At 73.4% G+C, this 19,824-nt stretch carries 10 protein-coding genes; 6 read left to right on the top strand and 4 right to left on the bottom strand.

Annotated elements, in window-relative coordinates; all coding sequences use genetic code 11:
- Positions 1–29: 29 nt before the first annotated feature.
- Positions 30–3,419, bottom strand: coding sequence for a bifunctional glycosyltransferase/CDP-glycerol:glycerophosphate glycerophosphotransferase (locus OG927_RS12785; RefSeq protein WP_330320178.1), 3,390 nt, complete (start codon positions 3,417–3,419; stop codon positions 30–32).
- 101 nt (positions 3,420–3,520) lie between these two features.
- On the opposite strand from OG927_RS12785, the gene OG927_RS12780 reads away from it, so the two are divergent.
- The 6 genes from OG927_RS12780 (at position 3,521) to OG927_RS12755 (ending at position 14,937) form a co-directional block, all read left to right on the top strand.
- The gene (locus tag OG927_RS12780) at positions 3,521–5,629 is read left to right on the top strand and encodes a bifunctional glycosyltransferase/CDP-glycerol:glycerophosphate glycerophosphotransferase (protein WP_124282157.1); all 2,109 of its coding nucleotides are present in this window, start codon (positions 3,521–3,523) and stop codon (positions 5,627–5,629) included.
- Positions 5,630–5,699: 70 nt separating this feature from the next.
- Entirely contained in the window at positions 5,700–6,434 is a 735-nt protein-coding gene (locus OG927_RS12775) for a methyltransferase domain-containing protein (protein ID WP_056798678.1), read from the top strand.
- Positions 6,435–6,445: 11 nt separating this feature from the next.
- A complete protein-coding gene (locus tag OG927_RS12770; RefSeq protein WP_199862827.1) occupies positions 6,446–7,372 on the top strand; it encodes a TylF/MycF/NovP-related O-methyltransferase in 927 nt (308 codons plus the stop codon).
- Between the two features lie 115 nt (positions 7,373–7,487).
- Entirely contained in the window at positions 7,488–10,946 is a 3,459-nt protein-coding gene (locus OG927_RS12765) for a bifunctional glycosyltransferase/CDP-glycerol:glycerophosphate glycerophosphotransferase (RefSeq protein ID WP_124282158.1), read from the top strand.
- The gene (locus OG927_RS12760; RefSeq protein ID WP_124282159.1) at positions 10,943–13,795 is read left to right on the top strand and encodes a bifunctional glycosyltransferase/CDP-glycerol:glycerophosphate glycerophosphotransferase; all 2,853 of its coding nucleotides are present in this window, start codon (positions 10,943–10,945) and stop codon (positions 13,793–13,795) included. The genes OG927_RS12765 and OG927_RS12760 overlap by 4 nt, the downstream gene beginning before the upstream one ends.
- Positions 13,792–14,937, top strand: a complete 1,146-nt coding sequence (locus OG927_RS12755) for a glycosyltransferase (RefSeq protein ID WP_124282160.1) — start codon at positions 13,792–13,794, stop codon at positions 14,935–14,937. The genes OG927_RS12760 and OG927_RS12755 overlap by 4 nt, the downstream gene beginning before the upstream one ends.
- A gap of 84 nt (positions 14,938–15,021) precedes the next feature.
- Here the strand turns inward: OG927_RS12755 and OG927_RS12750 are convergent, their stop codons facing one another.
- The 3 genes from OG927_RS12750 to OG927_RS12740 form a co-directional block, all read right to left on the bottom strand.
- Complete coding sequence (locus OG927_RS12750) at positions 15,022–17,256, bottom strand: bifunctional glycosyltransferase/CDP-glycerol:glycerophosphate glycerophosphotransferase (RefSeq protein WP_056798665.1); 2,235 nt, start codon at positions 17,254–17,256, stop codon at positions 15,022–15,024.
- A 169-nt stretch (positions 17,257–17,425) separates the two neighbouring features.
- Entirely contained in the window at positions 17,426–18,343 is a 918-nt protein-coding gene (locus tag OG927_RS12745) for a carbohydrate ABC transporter permease (RefSeq protein ID WP_056798661.1), read from the bottom strand.
- Positions 18,344–18,443: 100 nt separating this feature from the next.
- Positions 18,444–19,820 carry a carbohydrate ABC transporter permease gene (locus tag OG927_RS12740; protein WP_079099503.1) on the bottom strand — a complete coding sequence of 459 codons (1,377 nt, stop codon included), beginning with the start codon at positions 19,818–19,820 and terminating at the stop codon, positions 18,444–18,446.
- Positions 19,821–19,824: the final 4 nt, after the last annotated feature.

Here is a 19,824-nt window from a genome sequence, read left to right as displayed (position 1 = left end):
CGGCCCGTCGACCGCCGGTCCCGGCGCGCTCAGGAGCGGTCGCCGAGCAGCCGGTCCACCACCCGGCCCGCGGCACCACCGTCGCCGGGGCCGCAGAGGTCCTGCCGGAAGGCGGCGTACGCCTCGGCGTGGAGGGCCTTCCCGTGCGGGGCCTCCCGGGCGCACCGCAGGGCTTCGGCCACTTCGTCCGTGCTGATGAGCAGGGGACCGGGTGCGCGGGTCTCGAAGTCCAGGCAGAAGCCGCGCACGGTGTCCCGGTAGTGCTCCAGGTCGGGTGTGTGGAACAGCACGGGGCGGCCGGTGTGCGCGAAGTCGAACACCAGGCCCGTGTAGTCGGTGACCAGCACGTCCGCGATCAGCAGCAGTTCGGCGGTGACCGGGTGCGCGGAGACGTCCCGCAGGGTGGGCCCCTCCGGCACGCTGCCCGTGACCCGCGGGTGCCTGCGGACCAGCACCGTGGTGTGGTCGTCGAGCGAACGCACCAGCGCGGGCAGGTCGAGTGCGGGCTCCCAGCGGTACAGCCGGGGCGAGCCGCCGGGGACGCTGCCCGGCGCGTGCGCGAGCTGGTCGCGGTACGTGGGCGCGTAGAGCACGACCCGGTGGCCGTCCGGGATGCCGAGCCGGCCGCGTACCCGCTCGGCCGACTTGTCACGGCCGGGCGCGCACAGCAGGTCGGCCGCGGGTGAGCCCGCCTCCAGGACCTCGCCGCCGTAGGCCAGTGCGCGGCGCAGGTGCGGGGTGGCGAAGGCGCTGGGGGAGACCAGGACCGACCACTGGGCGGACCGGTGCGGCAGCGAGGCGAGGTACTGGTGGTCGGCGTACAGCGTGCCGGTGAGGTCCAGGCCGAACCGGCCGAGCGGGGCACCGTGCCAGGTCTGCACGACCGTCTGGTCCGGGCGCCGCTCGAACCAGACGGGCAGCTGGCCCGCCGTGACGATGCGGCGGGCCCGCGCCAGCGCCTCGTACCAGGCGGTGCTGTGCGCCACGACGGGCACGGCGGTGGGCGGGACCTGCGCGGCGGCGCCCGCGGAACCGTCGGTGACCCAGAGGTGTTCGACCTCCGCGCTCCGGCGTACGAGCTCGGCGTGCACGGCGCGTGGTGCGTCTCCCCCCGCGCGCCCGCCCGCGTAGAGGACGGCGTCGCGGAGCGGGAGCCGGCGCCGGGCCGGATAGTGAGCCGTGCGCAGGCGGCCCTGGCGGTACGCGCCCCGTTCGGCATCGTCGAGCACGGGCTCCGCGTGCACCGTCAGCCGGTCGCCGTGACGGCGGTCGACACGGAACCCGGCGGCGGAGCGGACAGGGAGCCGGGCGGCGAGGGCGCCCGTCACCCGTACCGGCCGGCCGTCCAGGTACACCTCCCAGTCGCCCTCGCACGGCGGGCGGGGGAGCCGCACGGCGAACCGGTTCCCCCCGCGTGCCCCCGTCCGCTCCACGGGAACGGTCAGGGTCTCGCCCAGGGTGCTGTGCCGCAGGACGAGCGTGCCCGGGGCGTACGGTGCCCCCTCGACGCGCAGTCCGCCGTGCGGTGCCTCGCCGACGCGGTCCACGAACGGGTGAGCGGCCACCTCCAGCACCAGGTGGCCGGACGCGTCCGCGCGGGCCGGCGGGGGCAGGTCCGGGCCTGCGGCCAGCGGGGCGCGGTCGTCGCCCGTCACGAGTGCGGCCGGCCGGGCCGCCCCCGGATCCGGTGCGGTCGCGGGTTCGGCGGGCCCCCCGCGTCCGGCGAGTTCCGCGAGGGGCACGCTCACGGTGAAGTGCCCGTCCTCGCCGCAGCGCACGGGGACGGTGAGCTCCTCGGCCCCGGCGCGGGTCAGTGCGAGGGCGGTCGGCCGGGCGGCCCCGTACAGCCGGCCGGCCAGTTCCAGGGTTCCGGGTCCGCCGTCGTGCGCGAGGACCAGGGCGGGCAGCTGTGCCACGGTCAGCCGGAGCCGGCCGTCCCCGTAGTCGAGCACCGCGCGCCGCCCGCGGCCCAGGTCGTGGACGAGCGGCTGGGCGGCGGCGGCCCCCACCGCGCGCAGGGCCGCCCGCCGTACGACGCCGTGCGCGGCCACCACCACGCCCACCTGCCAGGTGCCCGGACCGATGCGTTCCGGGTCGAGGACCATCTCGAAGCCCGCGTGGTCGTAACAGTGCAGCTCCTGACCGGAGTCCGCGGTCGCTCCCGGCATCCGGACCGTGCGTACCGGCACGGGCCTCAGCCGTCGGCCCCCCGCTTCCCGCACCAGCCCCGCCTTCAGCGCGCGACGGGCCGTCCCGGCAGGGAGATTGCGGATGTACGCGTATCCGCGCAGCCGCAGCTTCCCGTCCGCGCCCCACGAGGCCTCCGTCAGCCGTGCCACGGCCGGCAGATCACCCCGGCCGAGCCGCGCACCGGCGCCCGCTACCCCCGGGTGCACCGCCCGGCGCCTGCCGGGCGGCCCTTCGACCGCGAACGTGCCCGCCCCGTTGGCCCGTTCGAACGCGAGGACGGCCAGCAGGTCGTCCAGCCTGCGCTCCCGCACCAGCCGCCACCTGATGCGCGCCTCGGCGGGCAGCCCGTCCAGCGCCGCGCCGCCCGCCCGGTCGAGGAAGGCGCCCGCGCCCGCCATGAAGGCCGAGCGGTAGGCGGGGCCGCCCATCGGCAGCCCTTCCAGGAAGTACACGAAGTCGTCGCGCAGACAGGACGTGTCGTACCGGCGCCGCTGGTCGGGGCCGTGGTCCGCCAGGAAGGCGCTGACCTGCTCGCAGGCCGCGATCCGGTCCCGCACGCCCCGCACGTCCGTGCGCCGCCGGGTGATCGAGCCCTCCCGCACCCGCCAGCAGTAGACGTGCCCGCTCAGGACGTCCACCGATCCGGCGAGGTGGTGCGCCGGGATCATCACGGGCGTGTCCTCGTAGAGCCTGCCCACCGGGAAGACGAATCCGTGCCGGTCCCAGAAGGAGCGCCGGAACACCTTGTTCCAGGCGACCCGGTCGGCCAGCAGCCGGGCGTCGCGGGTGATGTGGGTGCGGGGGTGGTCGGCGGTCAGCCATCGGTACTGCCAGGCCTGTTGGCGTCCTTGGGCGGTGAGCCGCCACACATTGCCCGTCACCAGGTCCGAGCCCGTCGACTCCAGGGAGGCCAGCATCCGTTCGTACGCGTCGTGGACGACGATGTCGTCGCTGTCCGCGAACGCGAGGTACGGAACGCCGGGAGAGGTGTGCGCGACCCCTGCGTTGCGTGCGGCGCTCAGGCCCGCGTTGCGCTGGTGGACACAGCGGAAGCGGCTGTCCCGGGCGGCGAACCCCTCCGCGATCCGGCGGCTGCCGTCCGTCGAGCCGTCGTCGACGAGGATCACCTCGATGGCCCTCAGGGACTGGCCGGCGAGGGAGAGGAGGCACTCCTCCAGATACTCCTCGACGTTGTGCACGGGGACGACGACGCTGAGGAGTGGCTTCATGTACGGCTCAACCCGGGTGAGCGCCCCGGGTCACCGACGCTGACCCGAACGGGTGAATGCAGGAGGGGTGCGGAGCGTGGTCCGCACTACGCTCGGCTGCCATGCTCCTCAGTGTCGTCGTGCCCGTCCACCGCGTTCAGGGGTACCTGAGGGCGGCGTTGGAGTCCGTGACCGACCAGTCCTCACGGGACTGGGAGCTGATCGCCGTCGACGCCGGCCCGCCGGACGGTGGCCCGGACATCGCCCGGGAGTTCGCCGAACGCGACCCCCGGGTCCGGGTGCTGCACCCGGGAGGAAGTCCCGGGGAGCCGGACCCCGGCGCCCCGGCGGAGCCCGGAACCCCCCTGCCCCCCGGCACCCCGGCCGCCCCCTCCGGGGTGCCGCAGCCCTCCCCGCACCTCGGCGCGGCCCGCAACGCCGGGGCCGCCGAGGCGCGCGGGGCGTACCTGCTCTTCCTCGACGGGGACGACCTGCTGCTGCCCGGCGCGCTGTCGGAGATCGCTGCCAGGGTGGCGGCGGACCGTCCGGACGTGCTGCGCCTCGGGCACGACCGCGTCGACTGGTGGGGCGAGACCCGGCCGGGAGACGACCTGCCCGCCGCGCGGAACCAGATCTTCCGCCGCGCCTTCTGGACCGCCCACGGGCTCCGCTTCACCGACGGCCCCTACGACGACGTCGTGCCCGTCCACCGTGCGGCCCTCCTCAGCTCCGACGCCGGCACCCTCGCCGTGCTGGACCGGGTCTGCGTACGCCACCGCCTGCGCCGTACCGGCACCTTCGCGACGACACCCGGCCGCGCCCACTTCGCCGTCATCGACGCGTACGCGCACCTGATCGCCGAGACCGGCGGCGACCCGCGCGTCCTTACCGCCCGCACCGCACACCTGCGGGCCGTCCTCGACGACCCGGGCCGGATCGCACCCGGTGACCGCGCGGCCTTCTTCCGCGCCGCCGGGCTCCTCGGCAGCCATGCCGCGCACCGCGCCCGGCAGGCCGTACGCTCCCTGCGCACCCGGGCGCACAGCGCCCTGCGCGCGGGGAAGAAGTCCCTGCGCGCCCGCGTGATGCGGGCCGCCTACCGCGCGGACCTGCACCGTCCGCTGGACCCCTGCCTCGCCGTCTACGGGGCGTACTGGAACCGCGGTGTCGCCTGCAATCCCGCTGCCGTCTACGCCAAGGCCCGCGAACTCGTCCCGCACATCCGCGGTGTCTGGGTCGTCTCCTCGCGCCACCTCGACCGGATGCCACCGGGGGTGCCGTACGTGATCGAGGGCTCCCGCGCCTACTGGCGGACCATGGCCACCGCCACCTACCTGGTCAACAACTCCAGCTTCCCCGGGGGCTTCACCAAACGCCCGGGCCAGATCTACCTGCAGACCCACCACGGGACCCCGCTCAAGACCATGGGCCTCGACCAGCGCCCGTACCCCGCCCTCACCAACGGTGTCAGCTTCGAACGGGTCGTCGCCCACGCCGACCAGTGGGACTTCAGCCTCTCCGCCAACCCGCACACCACCGAGGTGTGGGACCGGGCCTACCCGTCCGCGTACGAGCACCTGCCGCTCGGCTACCCGCGCAACGACGTCCTCTGCACCGCCACCCCGGAGCTGACCGGGAAGATCCGCGCGGATCTCGGCATCGGGCCCGGCCGGACCGTCCTGCTGTACGCGCCGACCCACCGCGACTACCGCAGGGGCTTCCTCCCCCGCCTCGACCTGGAGCGCCTGGCCCGCGATCTCGGCGAGGAGTACGTGCTGCTGGTGCGGGCGCACTACTTCTACGGGCGCTCGGCCGGGGAGGCCGCCGGGGGGCGGGTCGTCGACGTCACCGCGCACCCGAGGGTCGAGGAACTCTGCCTGGCCTCGGACGCGTTGATCACCGATTACTCGTCCCTGATGTTCGACTACGCCTGCCTGGACCGCCCGATCGTCACCTACGCGCCGGACTGGGCCGCCTACCGGGCCGCGCGTGGCACCTATGTCGACCTGCTCTCCGGGCGCCCCGGCGACACCCCCGGAGCCGTCGCCACGACGGAGGACGAACTGCGCGAACTGCTGCGGACGGGAGCCTGGCGCTCGTCCGGGGCGGCCGCGCTGCGCGCCGCGTTCCGCAGCCGGTTCTGCCCGTACGACGACGGGCACGCGGCGGAACGCGTGGTGCGTCGGGTGTTCCCCGTCGGCCCCGGCCGAGGCCCCGCATCACCCGTATGAGGCGCCCCCCTCCGCATCCCGCCCTCGTTGTGTTCAACAGCGCGCGCCCATCGCAACGTCGGGAGAACTTATGCACCGGTCCGCCTATGAGCAGATGGAACTCTGCGTCCGGGAGTACCTGCCGACGTCCCGCAGGCACCGCGTGGTGGACCTCGGCTCGCGCGTCTCCGGCAAGCAGGCCCGTACACACCGGGCGCTGCTGGCCGGACACGACATCGACTACCTCGGGGTCGATGTGCTCGACGGCCCCAACGTCGACGCCGTGATGACCCGGCCCTACCGGATCCCCGCCGGGTCTGGCAGCGCCGATGTCGTCCTGTCCGGGCAGGCGTTCGAGCACATTCCCTTCTTCTGGGTGTCGATGCTGGAGATCGCCCGGGTGCTGAAGCCCGGTGGCTACGCCTTCATCACCGCTCCGTCGCGCGGTCACGCCCACGACGCGCAGGACTGCTGGCGCTACTACCCCGACGGGTTCCGGGCGTTGGCCGCCCACTCCCGCCTCGAACTCTGCGAGGCGTACACGGACTTCCCGCCCAGGAAGGGCATCTGGCACGACTACCGGTCCATCGACGAGAAGGCCGCCTACTGGGGCGACTCCGTCGGTGTCTTCCGGAAGCCGCAGCGCCCCGCGCGGCCGGTGGCGCGGCTGAAGGGGCGGCTGGCCGCGTTCGCCGTGCGGGAGACGGCGGTGTGGTGGGCCAACCACGTCGGCGGAGTGGACCGGGTGCCGCTGCCGCGCCCGCTCGCGGGCCGGGAGCGGTGCGGACGGCCGGAGGCCCCCGAGGCCGCATCAACAGCAGGTTGACGAAAGGTGACATGAGCCGCAAAGCGCGCGTACCCTCCGGCTCCATGGCTTGGCGCAACGCCGTCAACGGCGTCCTTCAGCAACTCACCGGCTACCAGCTCAGGCGCGCGGCCGTGCCCGCTCCCCGGACCGCCCCGGCACCGGGAGCGACGGCGGCGGCCCCTCCGGGGAAGCCCGCAGGGACGGAGGCCGCGGCGCAGGCCCCGCCGGAGCCGGCCACCGCGAAGAAGCCTGCGAAGAAGCCCGCGCCGAAGTCCGGCACGCAGTTCCCGGCCGACTACGACGACGAGGCGAAGGACATCATCCGTGCGGTCAAGCCGTACACGATGACCTCCCCCGAGCGCCTCAACGCCCTCGTCCTCGCGACCCGGCACATCGTCAGGCACGGCATTCCCGGCGACATCGTGGAGTGCGGCGTCTGGCGTGGCGGTTCCATGCAGGCCTGCGCGAAGACCCTGCTGTCCCTCGGCGAGACCGGGCGCGACCTGTACCTCTTCGACACGTACGAGGGCATGACCCCGCCCACCGCCGAGGACCTGCGCCGTGACGGCAAGCCGGCCCGGGAGCTGCTGGACGCCCAGGGCAGGGACCGGCCGATCTGGGCCGTGGCCTCGCTGGAGGACGTACGGGCCGGATTCGAGGACGTGCCGTACCCGAAGGAGCGCGTCCACTACGTACGGGGCAAGGTCGAGGACACCGTTCCGGAGCAGGCACCGGACCGGATCTCGATCCTGCGGCTGGACACCGACTGGTACGCGTCGACGAGGCACGAGCTGCGGCACCTCTACTCGCGCCTGGTCAGCGGCGGTGTGCTCCTGATCGACGACTACGGCTACTGGCAGGGATCCCGTCAGGCCGTGGACGAATTCCTGGAGGAGACCGGTGAGCAGCTGCTCCTCCTGCGCATGGACGAGGGCCGCATCGCGGTCAAGCCCTGAGCCTCCCCGGACAGTGGTCGCTGTGAGCCCCGTTGCCTCCCCGGCACGGGGCTCGTTCGTTAAGCAGCAGACCAGTTGACCGATGTCGTCCGCCCGGAAGGATCGTGCGCAGCGCATGGCACCCCGACTCACCGTCGTCGTCCCGCTCTACAACGTCGAGGAGTACCTCGGAGCCTGCCTGGACTCGCTCGCAGCGCAGACCATGGCGGACCTCGAAGTCGTCATGGTCGACGACGGTTCGACGGACCGCAGCGCGGACGTGGCCCTGGAGTTCTCCCGCAGGGACCCGCGCTTCCGGCTGATCCGGCAGGAGAACGCCGGGCTCGGCGCCGCGCGCAACGCCGGGGCCGCGCAGGCGCACCCGGAGGGGGAGTTCCTGGCGTTCGTCGACAGCGACGACGTCGTGCCGCCCGGCGCGTACCGCCGGATGCTCGGTGAACTCGACGCGTCCGGCTCCGACTTCGTCACCGGCAACGTGCTCAGGCTCCGGGCGGACGGTGCGCTCGAACAGTCCCCGATGTTCCGCAAGACCATGGAGAGGTCCCGCCGGGCCACCCACGTCACCCGGGACGGGCTCCTGCTCGGCGACCGCATCGCGTGCAACAAGGTGTTCCGCAGGACCTTCTGGGAGCTGCACTCCTTCGCCTTCCCGACCGGGGTCCTGTACGAGGACATCGCCGTCGTCCTCCCCGCCCACTTCCTGGCCGCCGGTGTGGACGTCGTCGAGGAGCCCGTCTACCACTGGCGGGACCGGGACGGCTCGATCACCACCCGGCGCGCCGTGGCCCGGGGCATCCGTGACCGGGTCACTGCGGTCACCACCGTCAGCCGCTTCCTCGCGGAGCGGGGCATGCCGGAGGCCCGGAGGGACTACGACGCGCACGCGCTCTCCGGGGACCTGTGGCTGTTCATGGAGGCGCTCCCGGACGGCGACGCGGAGTACCACGAGGCCTTCCTCACCCATGCGAACGCCTTCGCCGACACCGTCGACCCGGCGGTCCTCGACGGGCTGCCGCTGCATCTGCGCGTCAAGTGGCAGCTCATCCGGGAACGCAGGATGCCGGAACTGCTGGCCCTGCTCGCCCACGAGTCGGCCGACCGCGACACCTTCCACGTCCGGGGCCTCCTGCGGCCACGGGCCCAGCACCCGGGGGTCGAGGGCCCGCTCCCGCGCCGGGCGGCCGCCCTGTCCGCCGAGGACCTCCCCGTGCACGCGCACCTCACCGAGGCGGTGTGGCGGGACGGGAAGCTGCACCTCAAGGGGTACGCGTACGTCCGCAACGCCCCGGGCAGGTCGGCCGGGACGGGCTGGCTGCGGTCGGGCAGGCGGCTGGTGCCGCTCCGGCTGCGCAGGACGGTGACGGACGAAGCCGCGGCCGCGTCCGGCCGCTCGCTGCACCACTACGAGCGCTCCGGTTTCGAGACCGTGGTCGACCCGGTCCGGCTCACCGGGGGGACGGCGCGGGGCGCCCGGAAGGTCTGGAAGCTGGAGTCCGTCGTGATCGGCGCGGGGCGCCCGCGCCGGGGCCCCATGAGGCTGCTCGGCCATCCGGCCGCACCCGCCGTGCGGTACGTCGACGAGCGCACCCGGATCGTCCCCGTGCTCTCCGGCAACAAGCTGGAGCTGCGCGCGGAGCCGGTCGACGCCGTGCTCGCCGGGCACCGGGCGACGGCGGCCGGGAGCGGGGTGCGGATCGCGGTGCGGGTCCTGGACGGCAGCGCACCGACGGCCCTGCGGATCCAGGAGTGGCGCACCAAGGAGACCAGGGAGTTCCCCCTGGTGGCCGGCGGTGACACGGACGGCCGCACGGACGGCCGCACGGTCGTCGCCGAGGTGCCGCTCGACGCGTTCCGGCGCTCCGACGGCGACTGGGGCGTCCAACTGGTCACCGGGGGACGCCGGGTGACGGTGGCGGCCCGCCCGGAGACCGATGCCGGACGGTATCCGCTGGCCGGGGGCCGCGAGGTGTACGCCGCGGCCAACCCCTCCGGCGACCTGGTCCTCACGGACCGAACGGTGCAGCCCGTCGTCGGACGCGTGGTGTGGCCCGACGGCGGGCCCCTCGTCATCGAGGGGAGCTGCCCGGCCGGCACGGGACGGGCGCTGGAGCTCGTCCTGCGGCACAGCGGCCATCAGGAGGAGTCGGCCTTCGCCGTGGAGCGGACGGGGGACGCCTTCCGCGCGGAGCTCGTTCCCTGGGCGGTCGACGGCATCGGCGGGACCCTCCCGCTCGCCGAGGGCCGCTGGTACCCCTCCCTCCGCGAGCGGGGCGAGCGGGACCCGGAGCGCTACCTCCCGGTGCGCGTGGTGCATCAGCTGCACGCCGGAATGCCGTTGCACCAGGAGTCCGGCGGGCGTCGCTTCACGCTGGGGCGGCGCTTCCACGACCGGCTCTGCCTGGAGTCCGGCAGCGCCCTGCCGGTACGCGACAGGGGGGCGTACGGGCAGCGCCGGCTGCGCGCCGGGTACGCCGCCGCGCGCGGCGGCGAGCTGCGGGACGCGGTGCTGTACTCCAGCTTCGACGGCCGCCAGTACTCGGACTCGCCCCGCGCCGTCCACGAGGAACTGGCCCGCCGGGCCACCGGCGTCGAGCACCTGTGGGTGGTGCGCGACCAGCAGGCCGCCGTGCCCGCCGGGGCCCGTGCCGTGGCCCTGTACAGCGCCGAGTGGCACGAGGCCCTGGCCCGCAGCCGCTGGGTCGTCACCAACACCCAGCTGCCTGAGTGGTTCGAACGGGCCGACGGCCAGTTCGTCGTCCAGACCTGGCACGGCACCCCGCTCAAGCGCATCGGCCGCGACCTGGAGGGCAGCCGGTGCGCGGACACCGCGTACATGGCGTCCATGCCCCGGCGTGCCGCCCAGTGGAGCGTGCTCGTCTCGCCGAACAGCTTCTCCACACCCGTCCTGCGCCGCGCCCTCGGACACACCGGCGAGGTCCTGGAGTGCGGATACCCGCGCAACGACCTGCTGCACGCCCCCGACCGGGCCAAGACCGCAGCCGCCGTACGCCGGTCGCTCGACGTGCCCGAGGGCCGCCGAGTCGTCCTGTACGCCCCCACCTGGCGCGAGGACCGCCCCAAGCGGAGCGGCCGGTACGGACTCGATCTGCGACTGGACCTGGAACAGGCCCGGAGGGCACTCGGCGACGACCACGTCCTGCTGGTGCGCCGCCACTACCTGGTCGGCGGGAGCGTCCCGGAGAGCGACTTCGTCCGCGACGTGTCGCGCTACCCGGATGTGGCCGAGCTGATGCTGATCAGCGATGTGCTGGTCACGGACTACTCGTCCCTGATGTTCGACTTCGCGCAGACCGGCCGGCCGATGGTCTTCCACACCTACGACCTGGAGCACTACCGCGACACCCTGCGTGGCTTCTGCTTCGACTTCGAGAGCCGGGCGCCCGGTCCGCTGGTCCCGACCTCGGCCGGGGTCGTCGAGGCCCTGCGCGACGCGTCGGCGGCCACGTCCCACCAGGAGGCGTACGCCCGCTTCCGCGAGGCGTTCTGCGACCTGGACGACGGGACCGCCGCGGTGCGGGTCGTGGACCGCATGCTGAAGGGGGCGCGGGTATGAGCACCCCCGACTTCAGCTGCGTCGTCACCGCGGCCCCGGGAGGGGAGGCCGCCCTCCGCGCCTCCGTGGAGTCCGTGCTCGACCAGACGCTTCGGGCCGTGGAGGCCCTCGTCGTCCTGCCGGCGGACGGCGGCGCGGCCCTGCGCGCAGCAGCCGCCTCGCTCGCCGGGCGTTCCCCGGACCGCGTCCGCCTCCTCGACGCCGGTGCCCGGGCGGACTGCGTGGCGGCCCTGCGCAACACGGGTCTGGACGCGGCCCGGGGCACGTACGTCCTCGTGCTCGACGACGGCGAACGACTCCAGCAGCACGCCTGCCGCAACCTCTGGGAGGCCGGTGCGCGCACTGGTGCCGACCTGGTCGCCGGGCGCTGGAGCCGCCTCACCGGGGACGGCGAGAAGGAACAGGAACCGCCGTGGCAGCAGCCGCTGTTCGCGCGGTCACGCTGCGTCGAGCGGTTCGCCGACGCCCCCGGACTCGTCGTGCACGACGCCCTGGTGACCGGCTTCTGCCTGCGCCGTGAGGCACGGGAACGGCACGCCCTGCGCTACGGGGAGGACCTCACCCGCAGCGAGATCCTGTTCGGCATCGAGGCCGCTGCGGCGGTGGGCCGTATCGCGCTCGTACGCCGCCGGATCGTCTCCGGGCGTGCCGCCCCCGACGACGGCCGGGACGTCGCCGGACTCGTCGAGGCGCACCGCAGGGCGGGCCACCTCCTCGAGGCGTGCGGGCAGGCCGGACTGCGTGAGGAGCGGGACGGGGCGTTCCCGCTCGACCACCTCGTACCGCTGGTGCGGACCTTCCCGCTGCTGCCCGCCGCCGAGCGGGACCGGATCGCCGCGACGGCCGCCCGGGTGCTCCCGGACAGCGTTCCCGAGCCGGTCCTGCTCACCCTGCCGCCCGTCGAACGCGCCGGCGTGCGGCTGCTGGAGCGCGGCGACGCGGACGGTGTGCTGGCGGTGGCGTACGCGCTGCGCAGACGGGGCGCGGTGGCCGCGCCGCTCACCGTGGCGGACGACGGGCGGGTGTACTGGCAGGGCGAGGGGGCCGACCCCGCGCTCGACGTCACCGAGCTCGGCCACCAGCACCGCACGTTCGGCGAGCTGCGGCTGATGAACCGGCTCACCCGCTGCGAGCCGGACGGGGGCCGGGTCCTGCTGGAGGGGCGCCTCGTGCTGCCCTCGCACACGGGGCCGGGGCCGTCGGTGGCGGCCCATCTGGAATTCCGCGTACGGGACGGCGCCCGCACCTTCCGCGTACCCGTCGACGACCTGCGGCGCGACGCCACCGGGATCGGCTGGCGCACCCGGGCCGACCTCACCCGTGTCCTGCGCCCCCTCGGCGTCCGGGACACCGTGTGGGACGTGCGGATGGTGGTGGACGACGGCCGGATCCGCGCGGTCAGTGACCTCTTCGCCGCCCGTGACCTCGTCGGCCCGGCGGACCGCTTCCCCGCCCTGCCCAGGCTCGGCCCGGCGGCCGGCGACACCTGGCAGCCCTACGTCACGCTCAAGGACCATCTCGCGCTGCGCCTCGAAGCGCACCGCCGCCCCGCCCGCACGGCCGGGCGGCTCGTCCACTACGCCACCCACTTCCGCCCCGCGCGCCGGGCCAGGGTCCTGCTGCGGAGCCTGCGCACCCGCCGCGACGGGCTGCACGCGCGCGGGTTCAAGGTCTCCGTCTACCACTCCTGGCTCCTCCGGCTGCCCGTGCGCAGGGGGTCGGTGGTCTTCGAGAGCCACATGGGCACCTGCTACGGCGACAGCCCCCGGGCCATCCACGAGGAGGTACGCGGAAGGGGGCTCCCCCTGCGCTGCGTCTGGTCGTACGACGGTTCGCCCGAGGGTTTCCCGGCCGACGGCTCACGGCTCGTGCGCCGCTGGTCCTGGCGCTATCTGTGGGCGCTCGCCAGGGCCGAGTTCTGGGTCGACAACCAGGGTTTCCCGCAGCAGCTGGCCAAACCGTCCGGCACCACCTACCTGCAGACCTGGCACGGTTCGGCGTACAAGCGCATGGGCTTCGACGAGACCCGGGTGCGCCTGCAGAACGCCCCGCAGCGCGAACGGCTCCAGCAGGCCGTGGACCGCTTCGACCACTTCCTCGTGCGCTCCGAGCACGACGTCCGCACCCTGGCCCGCGCCTACCGGCTTCCCGAGCGCGCCCTGCTGCGCACCGGGTACCCGCGCAACGACGCCCTCCTGGCGGCCCGGGTCCGGGACGAGACGGAGGGGCGGCTGCCCCGCCCGGCGCTCGCGGCGGAGCTCGGCCTGCCCGACCACCGCAAGACCGTCCTCTACGCGCCGACGTTCCGCGGCGGGCCCGGCAGGCAGAGGCGGCGACGGCTGCTGCTGGACGCCGCACGCTTCGCGGAGCGCTTCGGCGACCGGTACACGCTGCTGGTCCGGGCGCACTACCTGGAGGCGGCGAGCCTGCCCGTGTGCCCGCCGGGGACGGTCGTGGACGTCTCGCGCCACCACGACGTGAGTGAACTCCTGGCGCTCTCCGACGTCCTGGTCACCGACTACTCGTCGATCATGTTCGACTTCGCGCTCCTGGACCGGCCGATCGTCCTGTTCGCACCCGACCTCGAGGAGTACGCGGCCGACCGGGGCAGCTATTTCGACCTGCGGGAGAAGGCGCCCGGGCCGGTGGTGGCCACCGAGGACGAACTGTTCGCCGTGCTGGCCCGGCTGAAGGCCGTGGACTGCGACTTCCAGGAACGGCGCAGCAGGTTCGCCCGGGAGTTCGGTGCGTACGACCGGGGGGACGCGGCACGGGCGGTCGTCGACACCGTGTTCGCCCGGCACGCGCCCGCGGCCCGGACCACCGGTGGCGGGGAGGCCGGCCGATGAGCAGCCGTGACGTCTTCATCGTCTCCAACAGCACCGACGAGCTCGGCGGGGTGACCGGCTGGATGCACCGGACCGCCCAGCTCTTCCAGCAGCGGGGCCACCGGGTGCACACCGTCGGCATCCACGCCGCCGAACTGAAGATGGCCCTGCCGGACCCGCCCGGATACCCCGTCACCGCGCTGTACCCGGCGCACCCGCCGACCCCCTGGGCCCCCCGGGGGCTGCGGGACCGCTTCCGGATCACCGCCCGCCGGAACGAGGCTGCGCGGGTCGCGGAGAAGCGCCGGGCCGTCGACCGGCTCTCGGAGGTCTTCCGCACCGCACGGCCCGGCGGGGTGGTGATCGTCAGCCAGGTCTGGGCCATGGAGTGGGTCTCGGAGGCGGACACCACCGGCCTGCGGGTCATCGGGATGAGCCACGAGTCGTACGCCTACTCCCGGGCCGGCCACCGCTACCGCTGGATCAAGAGGCACTACACGGGGCTCGACCGGTGGCTCGTCCTCACCGAGGAGGACGCCGACACCTGGGCGGGCGACGGGATGAACAACGTCGGCTTCCTGCCGAACGCGCTGGCCGCCCTGCCCGACGTGCCCTCCCCGCGGTGCGAGAAGTCGGTGGCGAGCATCGGCAGGCTCTCCGACCAGAAGGGCATCGACATGCTCCTGGACGCCTGGGCCCTGGTGGCCCCGCAGCGCCCCGACTGGCACCTGGACGTGTACGGGGCGGGCGAGGACGAGGCGGACCTCCGGGCCCGGTGCACCGGCCTGGGGCTGGACGGATCGGTCCGTTGGCGGGGGCGTACGGACGATGTCCCGGGTGCGCTCGCCGCCTCCTCCGTCTTCGTCCAGTCCTCGCGCGGCGAGGGCTTCCCGCTCGCGCTGATGGAGGCGATGGCGAGCGGCGTGCCGTGCGCGGCCTTCGACTGCGCGCCCGGCGTGCGGGAGATCGTGCGCGACGGCGAGGACGGACTCCTCGCCCCCGCCGGGGACATCGGGGCGCTCGCCGACCGGCTGCTGCGGCTCACCGGCAGTCCCCGGCTGCGGGACGCGATGGGGGCGCGGGCCAGGGTCAACGTCCAGCGGTTCTCGGAGGCGGAGATCATGTCCCGCTGGGAGGAGCTGTTCGCGTTCCTGGAACGCTGAGCAGAGGGCGCGGTGCTCCGGGACCGCCCGGCGCCCCGCGGAAGCCGGGCCCGGGACGCGGGATCTCCCCTCGCGCCCCGGGCCTCACCCGTTGGTGTACTCCCGCACCGGCACCTGCCGGGGCACCCCGGTGGGCCCCCGGCTGGTGAGCGGCACGGGCAGCGGCAGCCCGGAGGTGTCGTCCAGGAAGATCCGGCGCACCACCCGCTCCGCCGCGTGCCCGTCGTCGTACGGACAGAACCGGGCCCGGAACGCCGCCCGTCGCTGCGTCGACCGGGGGCCGCGCCAGTGGTCCGTGGCGAAGATCTCGTGCAGCTCCTCCGGGTCGCGCGCCACCGCCCCGGGCGGGAACGCCTCCAGATCGAAGTACGTGCCGCGCGCCGCCTCGTACGCCTGCCTGTCCTCCAGATGGAGGACGACGGGCCGGTCCAGATTGACGTAGTCGAACATCAGCGACGAGTAGTCCGTGATCAACGCGTCCGAGGCGAGGCACAGTTCCTCGACGGACGGATGGGCGCTGACGTCGATGATCCGCGGATGCCGGGTGCGCCCGGCCGTCGTCCGGGCCGTCTCGTCCAGGTAGTGCGAGCGGGCCAGCACGACGAAGCGCGGGCCCAGGACCCGGACCAGCCGGTCCAGGTCCAGGGGGTGGCGCTGGTCGCGCCGGTAGTCCCGGTGGGTGGGCGCGTACAGCAGGGCGGTGCTCCCGGCCGGGATGGCCAGGCGCTCGCGCAGCCGTGCGGTCTCGGCGGCGTCCACGCGGTGGAAGACGTCGTTGCGGGGACTGCCGTACTCCAGCGTGGTGTAGCCGGAGGGGTAGGCGCGCTCCCACACGAGCGTGGAGTGCTGGTTGGCGGAGAGCGAGAAGTCCCACTTGTCGATGTTGCGGAGCAGCTGTGCGAAGTCCATGGATCCGGCTGCCGCGGGGCGGTGCACGAGGTCGGTCCCCATGGTCTTCAGGGGCGTCCCGTGATGGGTCTGCAGCAGTACCTGACCCCGTCTCTTCACCAGCCTGCGATCGAAGTTGACGTTGTTCACGAGGTACTTGGAGCGCGCCAGGGCCGTCCAGTACGCGAATGTCCCCGGGTGCAGCACCCGGGTGGCCGCCGGCACGGTGTGCGCGTCCTCGGGGCGGCAGATCCAGGAGGTGCGCAGTCCGGGGACGAGTGCGCGGGCCGTGGCCTCCAGGGCTGCGGGACTGCACGTGTAGCCGCGGTTCCAGTAGGCGGCGAACACCGCCTCCCCGGGCCGTACCGGCAGCCGCAGCTGGACCCGGTAGTGCACCTGGAGGGCGGTGCCACGCACGGCGCGCCGCAGCGTCGCGTTGCCGCGGCGCAGCCGGCGGCGCAGCTGCTGCGCCGCCCACAGGGCGCGGTAGGTGCGGTGGGCGCCCAGCCGGAACAGGGCGTGCCGCAACCGGGTACGGCCGGGTACGGGGGCGCCCGGGGCGCGGTAGCGGCGGCAGTGGGCGCGGGCCCGGCGGAAGAACGGGGCCCGGGTGCCGCGCGGCAGCCGGGCCTGGGAGGTGTACAGCGTCGAGAAGTGGTCGAGCATCCGGCGGAACATCACCGGTCGCCAGAGGGCGAGTTCGGGACGCGCGTCGATGAAGGCGAAGACCCGGTCGTACTGGTCGAAGACGTCGAAGTGCCTGCGGGTGGTGGTGGAGAGGATGTTTCCCCGGCGCCGCTGGCGGTAGCCCACGCAGACGGCGTCCAGGACGGCGATCGATCCGGCGGCCATCAGCACCGGATAGGTCCAGGGGGTGTCCTCGTAGTAGCCGGGCGGGAAGGTGAAGCCCTCCGCCTCGATGAACTCGCGGCGGTACGCCTTGTTCCAGACGACCATCAGGACCTTCAGGAGCTCGGGGCGCTCCGCCAGCCGGAAGGAGCCGGGGCCCGTCTCCGCGAGGTGGTGGGCGAAGGTGTTGCGTTCGCTCTCGCCCGACCAGTACGTACGGGCGTAGTCGTAGACCAGGACGTCGGGGTCGGCGGTCGCCTCCAGCCGGTCGGCGATGGTCTGCAGGGCCTCGGGGGTGAACGTGTCGTCGCCGTCCAGGAAGAGCAGGTAGTCCCCGCTCGCCCTGGCCACTCCGGCGTTGCGCGCGGGACCGAGGCCGGAGTTGTGCGGGAGGTGGACGACGCCGACCCGGGGATCACGGGCGGCGTACTCGTCGGCGATCGGGCCGCAGGCGTCCGGTGAACAGTCGTCGACCACGATGATCTCGTAGTCCTTGAAGGACTGGTTCAGCACGGAGTCGAGACACGCGTGCAGATACGCCTGGACCCGGTACGCGGGCACGATGACACTGAACCGGGGCACAACACATCCAGGGGTCGCTCGCGGGCGGGCAGGTGGCCCGCAAACGGCCGATGGAGTGACATGGTTACGCCGGATGTGGCATTCGGGGGAACGACGAGGTAGGGCGGCCCGTGCACGAGTGAACGGGCCGCCCTGGTGTTGACGTACGCATGTGCTGTGCCGGAGTGCGTTACTTGACGGCGCCCGCCATCACGCCGGAGACGAACTGTCGTTGGAAGGCGAAGAACACCGCCAGCGGAATCACCATCGACACGAAGGCCCCGGGCGCCAGCACGTCGATGTTGTTGCCGAACTGGCGGACCTGCTGCTGCAGCGCCACGGTGATCGGAGGCGACTCGGAATCCGCGAAGATCAACGCGACGAGCATGTCGTTCCACACCCAGAGGAACTGGAAGATTCCCAGCGAGGCGATCGCGGGACCCCCGAGCGGCATCACGACCCGGGTGAAGAGCCGGATCTCGCCCGCCCCGTCCAGCCGCGCGGCCTCCAGGAGCTCGCGGGGGATCTCGGCGAAGAAGTTCCGCAGCAGGAAGATGGCGAACGGCAGGCCGAACGCCGTGTGGAACATGATCACGCCGAAGGTCGTCTCGAAGATCCCGATCGTGCCGAAGAGTTCGGAGACCGGGATCAGGGCGACCTGCACGGGGACCACCAGCAGCCCGACGACGACCAGGAACCACCAGTCGCGGCCGGGGAACTCCATCCAGGCGAAGGCGTATCCGGCGAGCGAGCCGATCACCACCACCAGGAGGGTGGACGGCACGGTGATCAGAACCGTGCTGTACAGGGAATCGGTGATCGTCGAATTGTCGAGCAGCCGCTGGTAGTTCTCGAAGGTGAGCTCCGACGGCGCGGTGAATATCTTCCACCAGCCGGTCGCCGCGATGTCCTCCGCCCCGCGCAGCGAGGAGAGCAGCAGCCCGATGGTAGGCATCAGCCAGAACAGGGCGACGAGCACGAGGAAGACCCGCATGACACCGCCGCCCGCACGGGCGGCGATCCGCGCGCCGAGGGGCCGCCGGGCTTTCACGGGCCCGGGCCCGGCATCCGGGGCGGGGCCCGCCTTCACCGGCTCGGTCGTCGTCATCGTCGGCCCTCCTTCCGCATCCGGCGGATGTTGCTGTGTTCTTCCGGGGGGCGGCCCCCGTACCCCCGGGAGGGGGCCGTCGCTGTGGTGTCCGGCGTGGTCATCGGCGGCCCTCCCTCCGCATCCGGCGGATGTTGAAGAGCATCACCGGGATCACCAGCAGCAGCAGGAGTACCGCGATGGCGCTGCCGACCCCCAGGTCCGCGTCCGTGCCGAACGAGGACCGGTACAGCTGGAGTGCCAGGACGTTCGCGTCGTCCTGCGAGGAGCCCGGCGCGATGATGAAGACCAGGTCGAAGATCTTCAGGACGTTGATCATCAGGGTGACCAGCACCACCGCCAGGACCGGCGCGAGCATCGGGACCGTGATCCGGCGGAACACCTGCCACTCGTTCGCACCGTCCACCCGGGCCGCTTCCAGGAGTTCGCGCGGCAGGCCCGCCAGGCCCGCCGCTATCAGCACCATCGCGAAGCCCGCCCACATCCACACGTAGCTGCCGATGATCCCCGGTGTCACCAGGGACGGTCCGAGCCAGTCGACGCCGTTGTACGGCTCCCGGAAGTTCTCCGCCGGGAGCCGGATCTGCGCGCCGTCCGCCGACGCGGGCAGGGTGAACACGCCGTCCGCGCCCGCCGTGGCCGAGGCGACGACCTTGCCGTCCCTGACCGCCTCGACCGTGATGCCGTCGAGGCCGAGCTCCTTCGGGTCGACGACGTTGGGCTTCCCGCCTCCCCCCTTGGTGAAGTCCAGCCACGCGGTGCCGGTGATCCTCCCGTCCGCCGCCGCCGTCACGGCCTTCGCCGGCCGGGCGCCGTCCGGCATCTTCGCCGGGGCCACCCCCACCAGCGGCAGCCGCACCGGCTCACCGGCCCGGACCGGTTCCTTCGTCACGAAGGAACCGCCGCCGCCCGCCTTCAGCGGGTGGACCGGCAGCGGGTGCGCCTTCGGGAAGCCCGAGGACGCGGCGAAGGTGTCGTGCACGCCCACGGCCACCGCGTTGGCGACCCCGCGCTCCGGGGCCTGGTCGTACACCAGCCGGAAGATGATGCCCGCGGCGAGCATCGAGATCGCCATCGGCATGAAGACGATCAGTTTGAACGCCGTACCCCACCGGATGCGTTCGGTCAGCACCGCGAAGATCAGCCCCAGCGCGGTGGCGACCGTCGGTGCGAACACGACCCAGATCGCGTTGTTCCGCACCGCCGTGCGGATGGTGTCGTCGGTGAACAGCGCCTTGTAGTTGTCGAGGCCCGCGAAACCGGTCCCCGACTGGTCGAGGAAGGACCGGTACACGGAGTACACGATCGGATAGACGACGAGTGCGCCGAGCAGCACCAGGGCCGGCAGCAGGAACGCCGCCGCGATGACCCTCCGGGTGCCGGTCACGCTCCTGCGCGTGCGGACGCGCGGGGGCTCGTCAGGACGCCGGGCGGCGGGAGGCACCGGGGCGGGGCCCCCCGCTGTCGTTGTGCTCATCCCG

It is taken from the genome of Streptomyces clavifer (assembly GCF_036345975.1).
Classification (GTDB): domain Bacteria; phylum Actinomycetota; class Actinomycetes; order Streptomycetales; family Streptomycetaceae; genus Streptomyces; species Streptomyces clavifer.
Note: the sequence above shows the minus strand (reverse complement) of the source record. Positions and strands in the feature narration are given on the sequence as shown.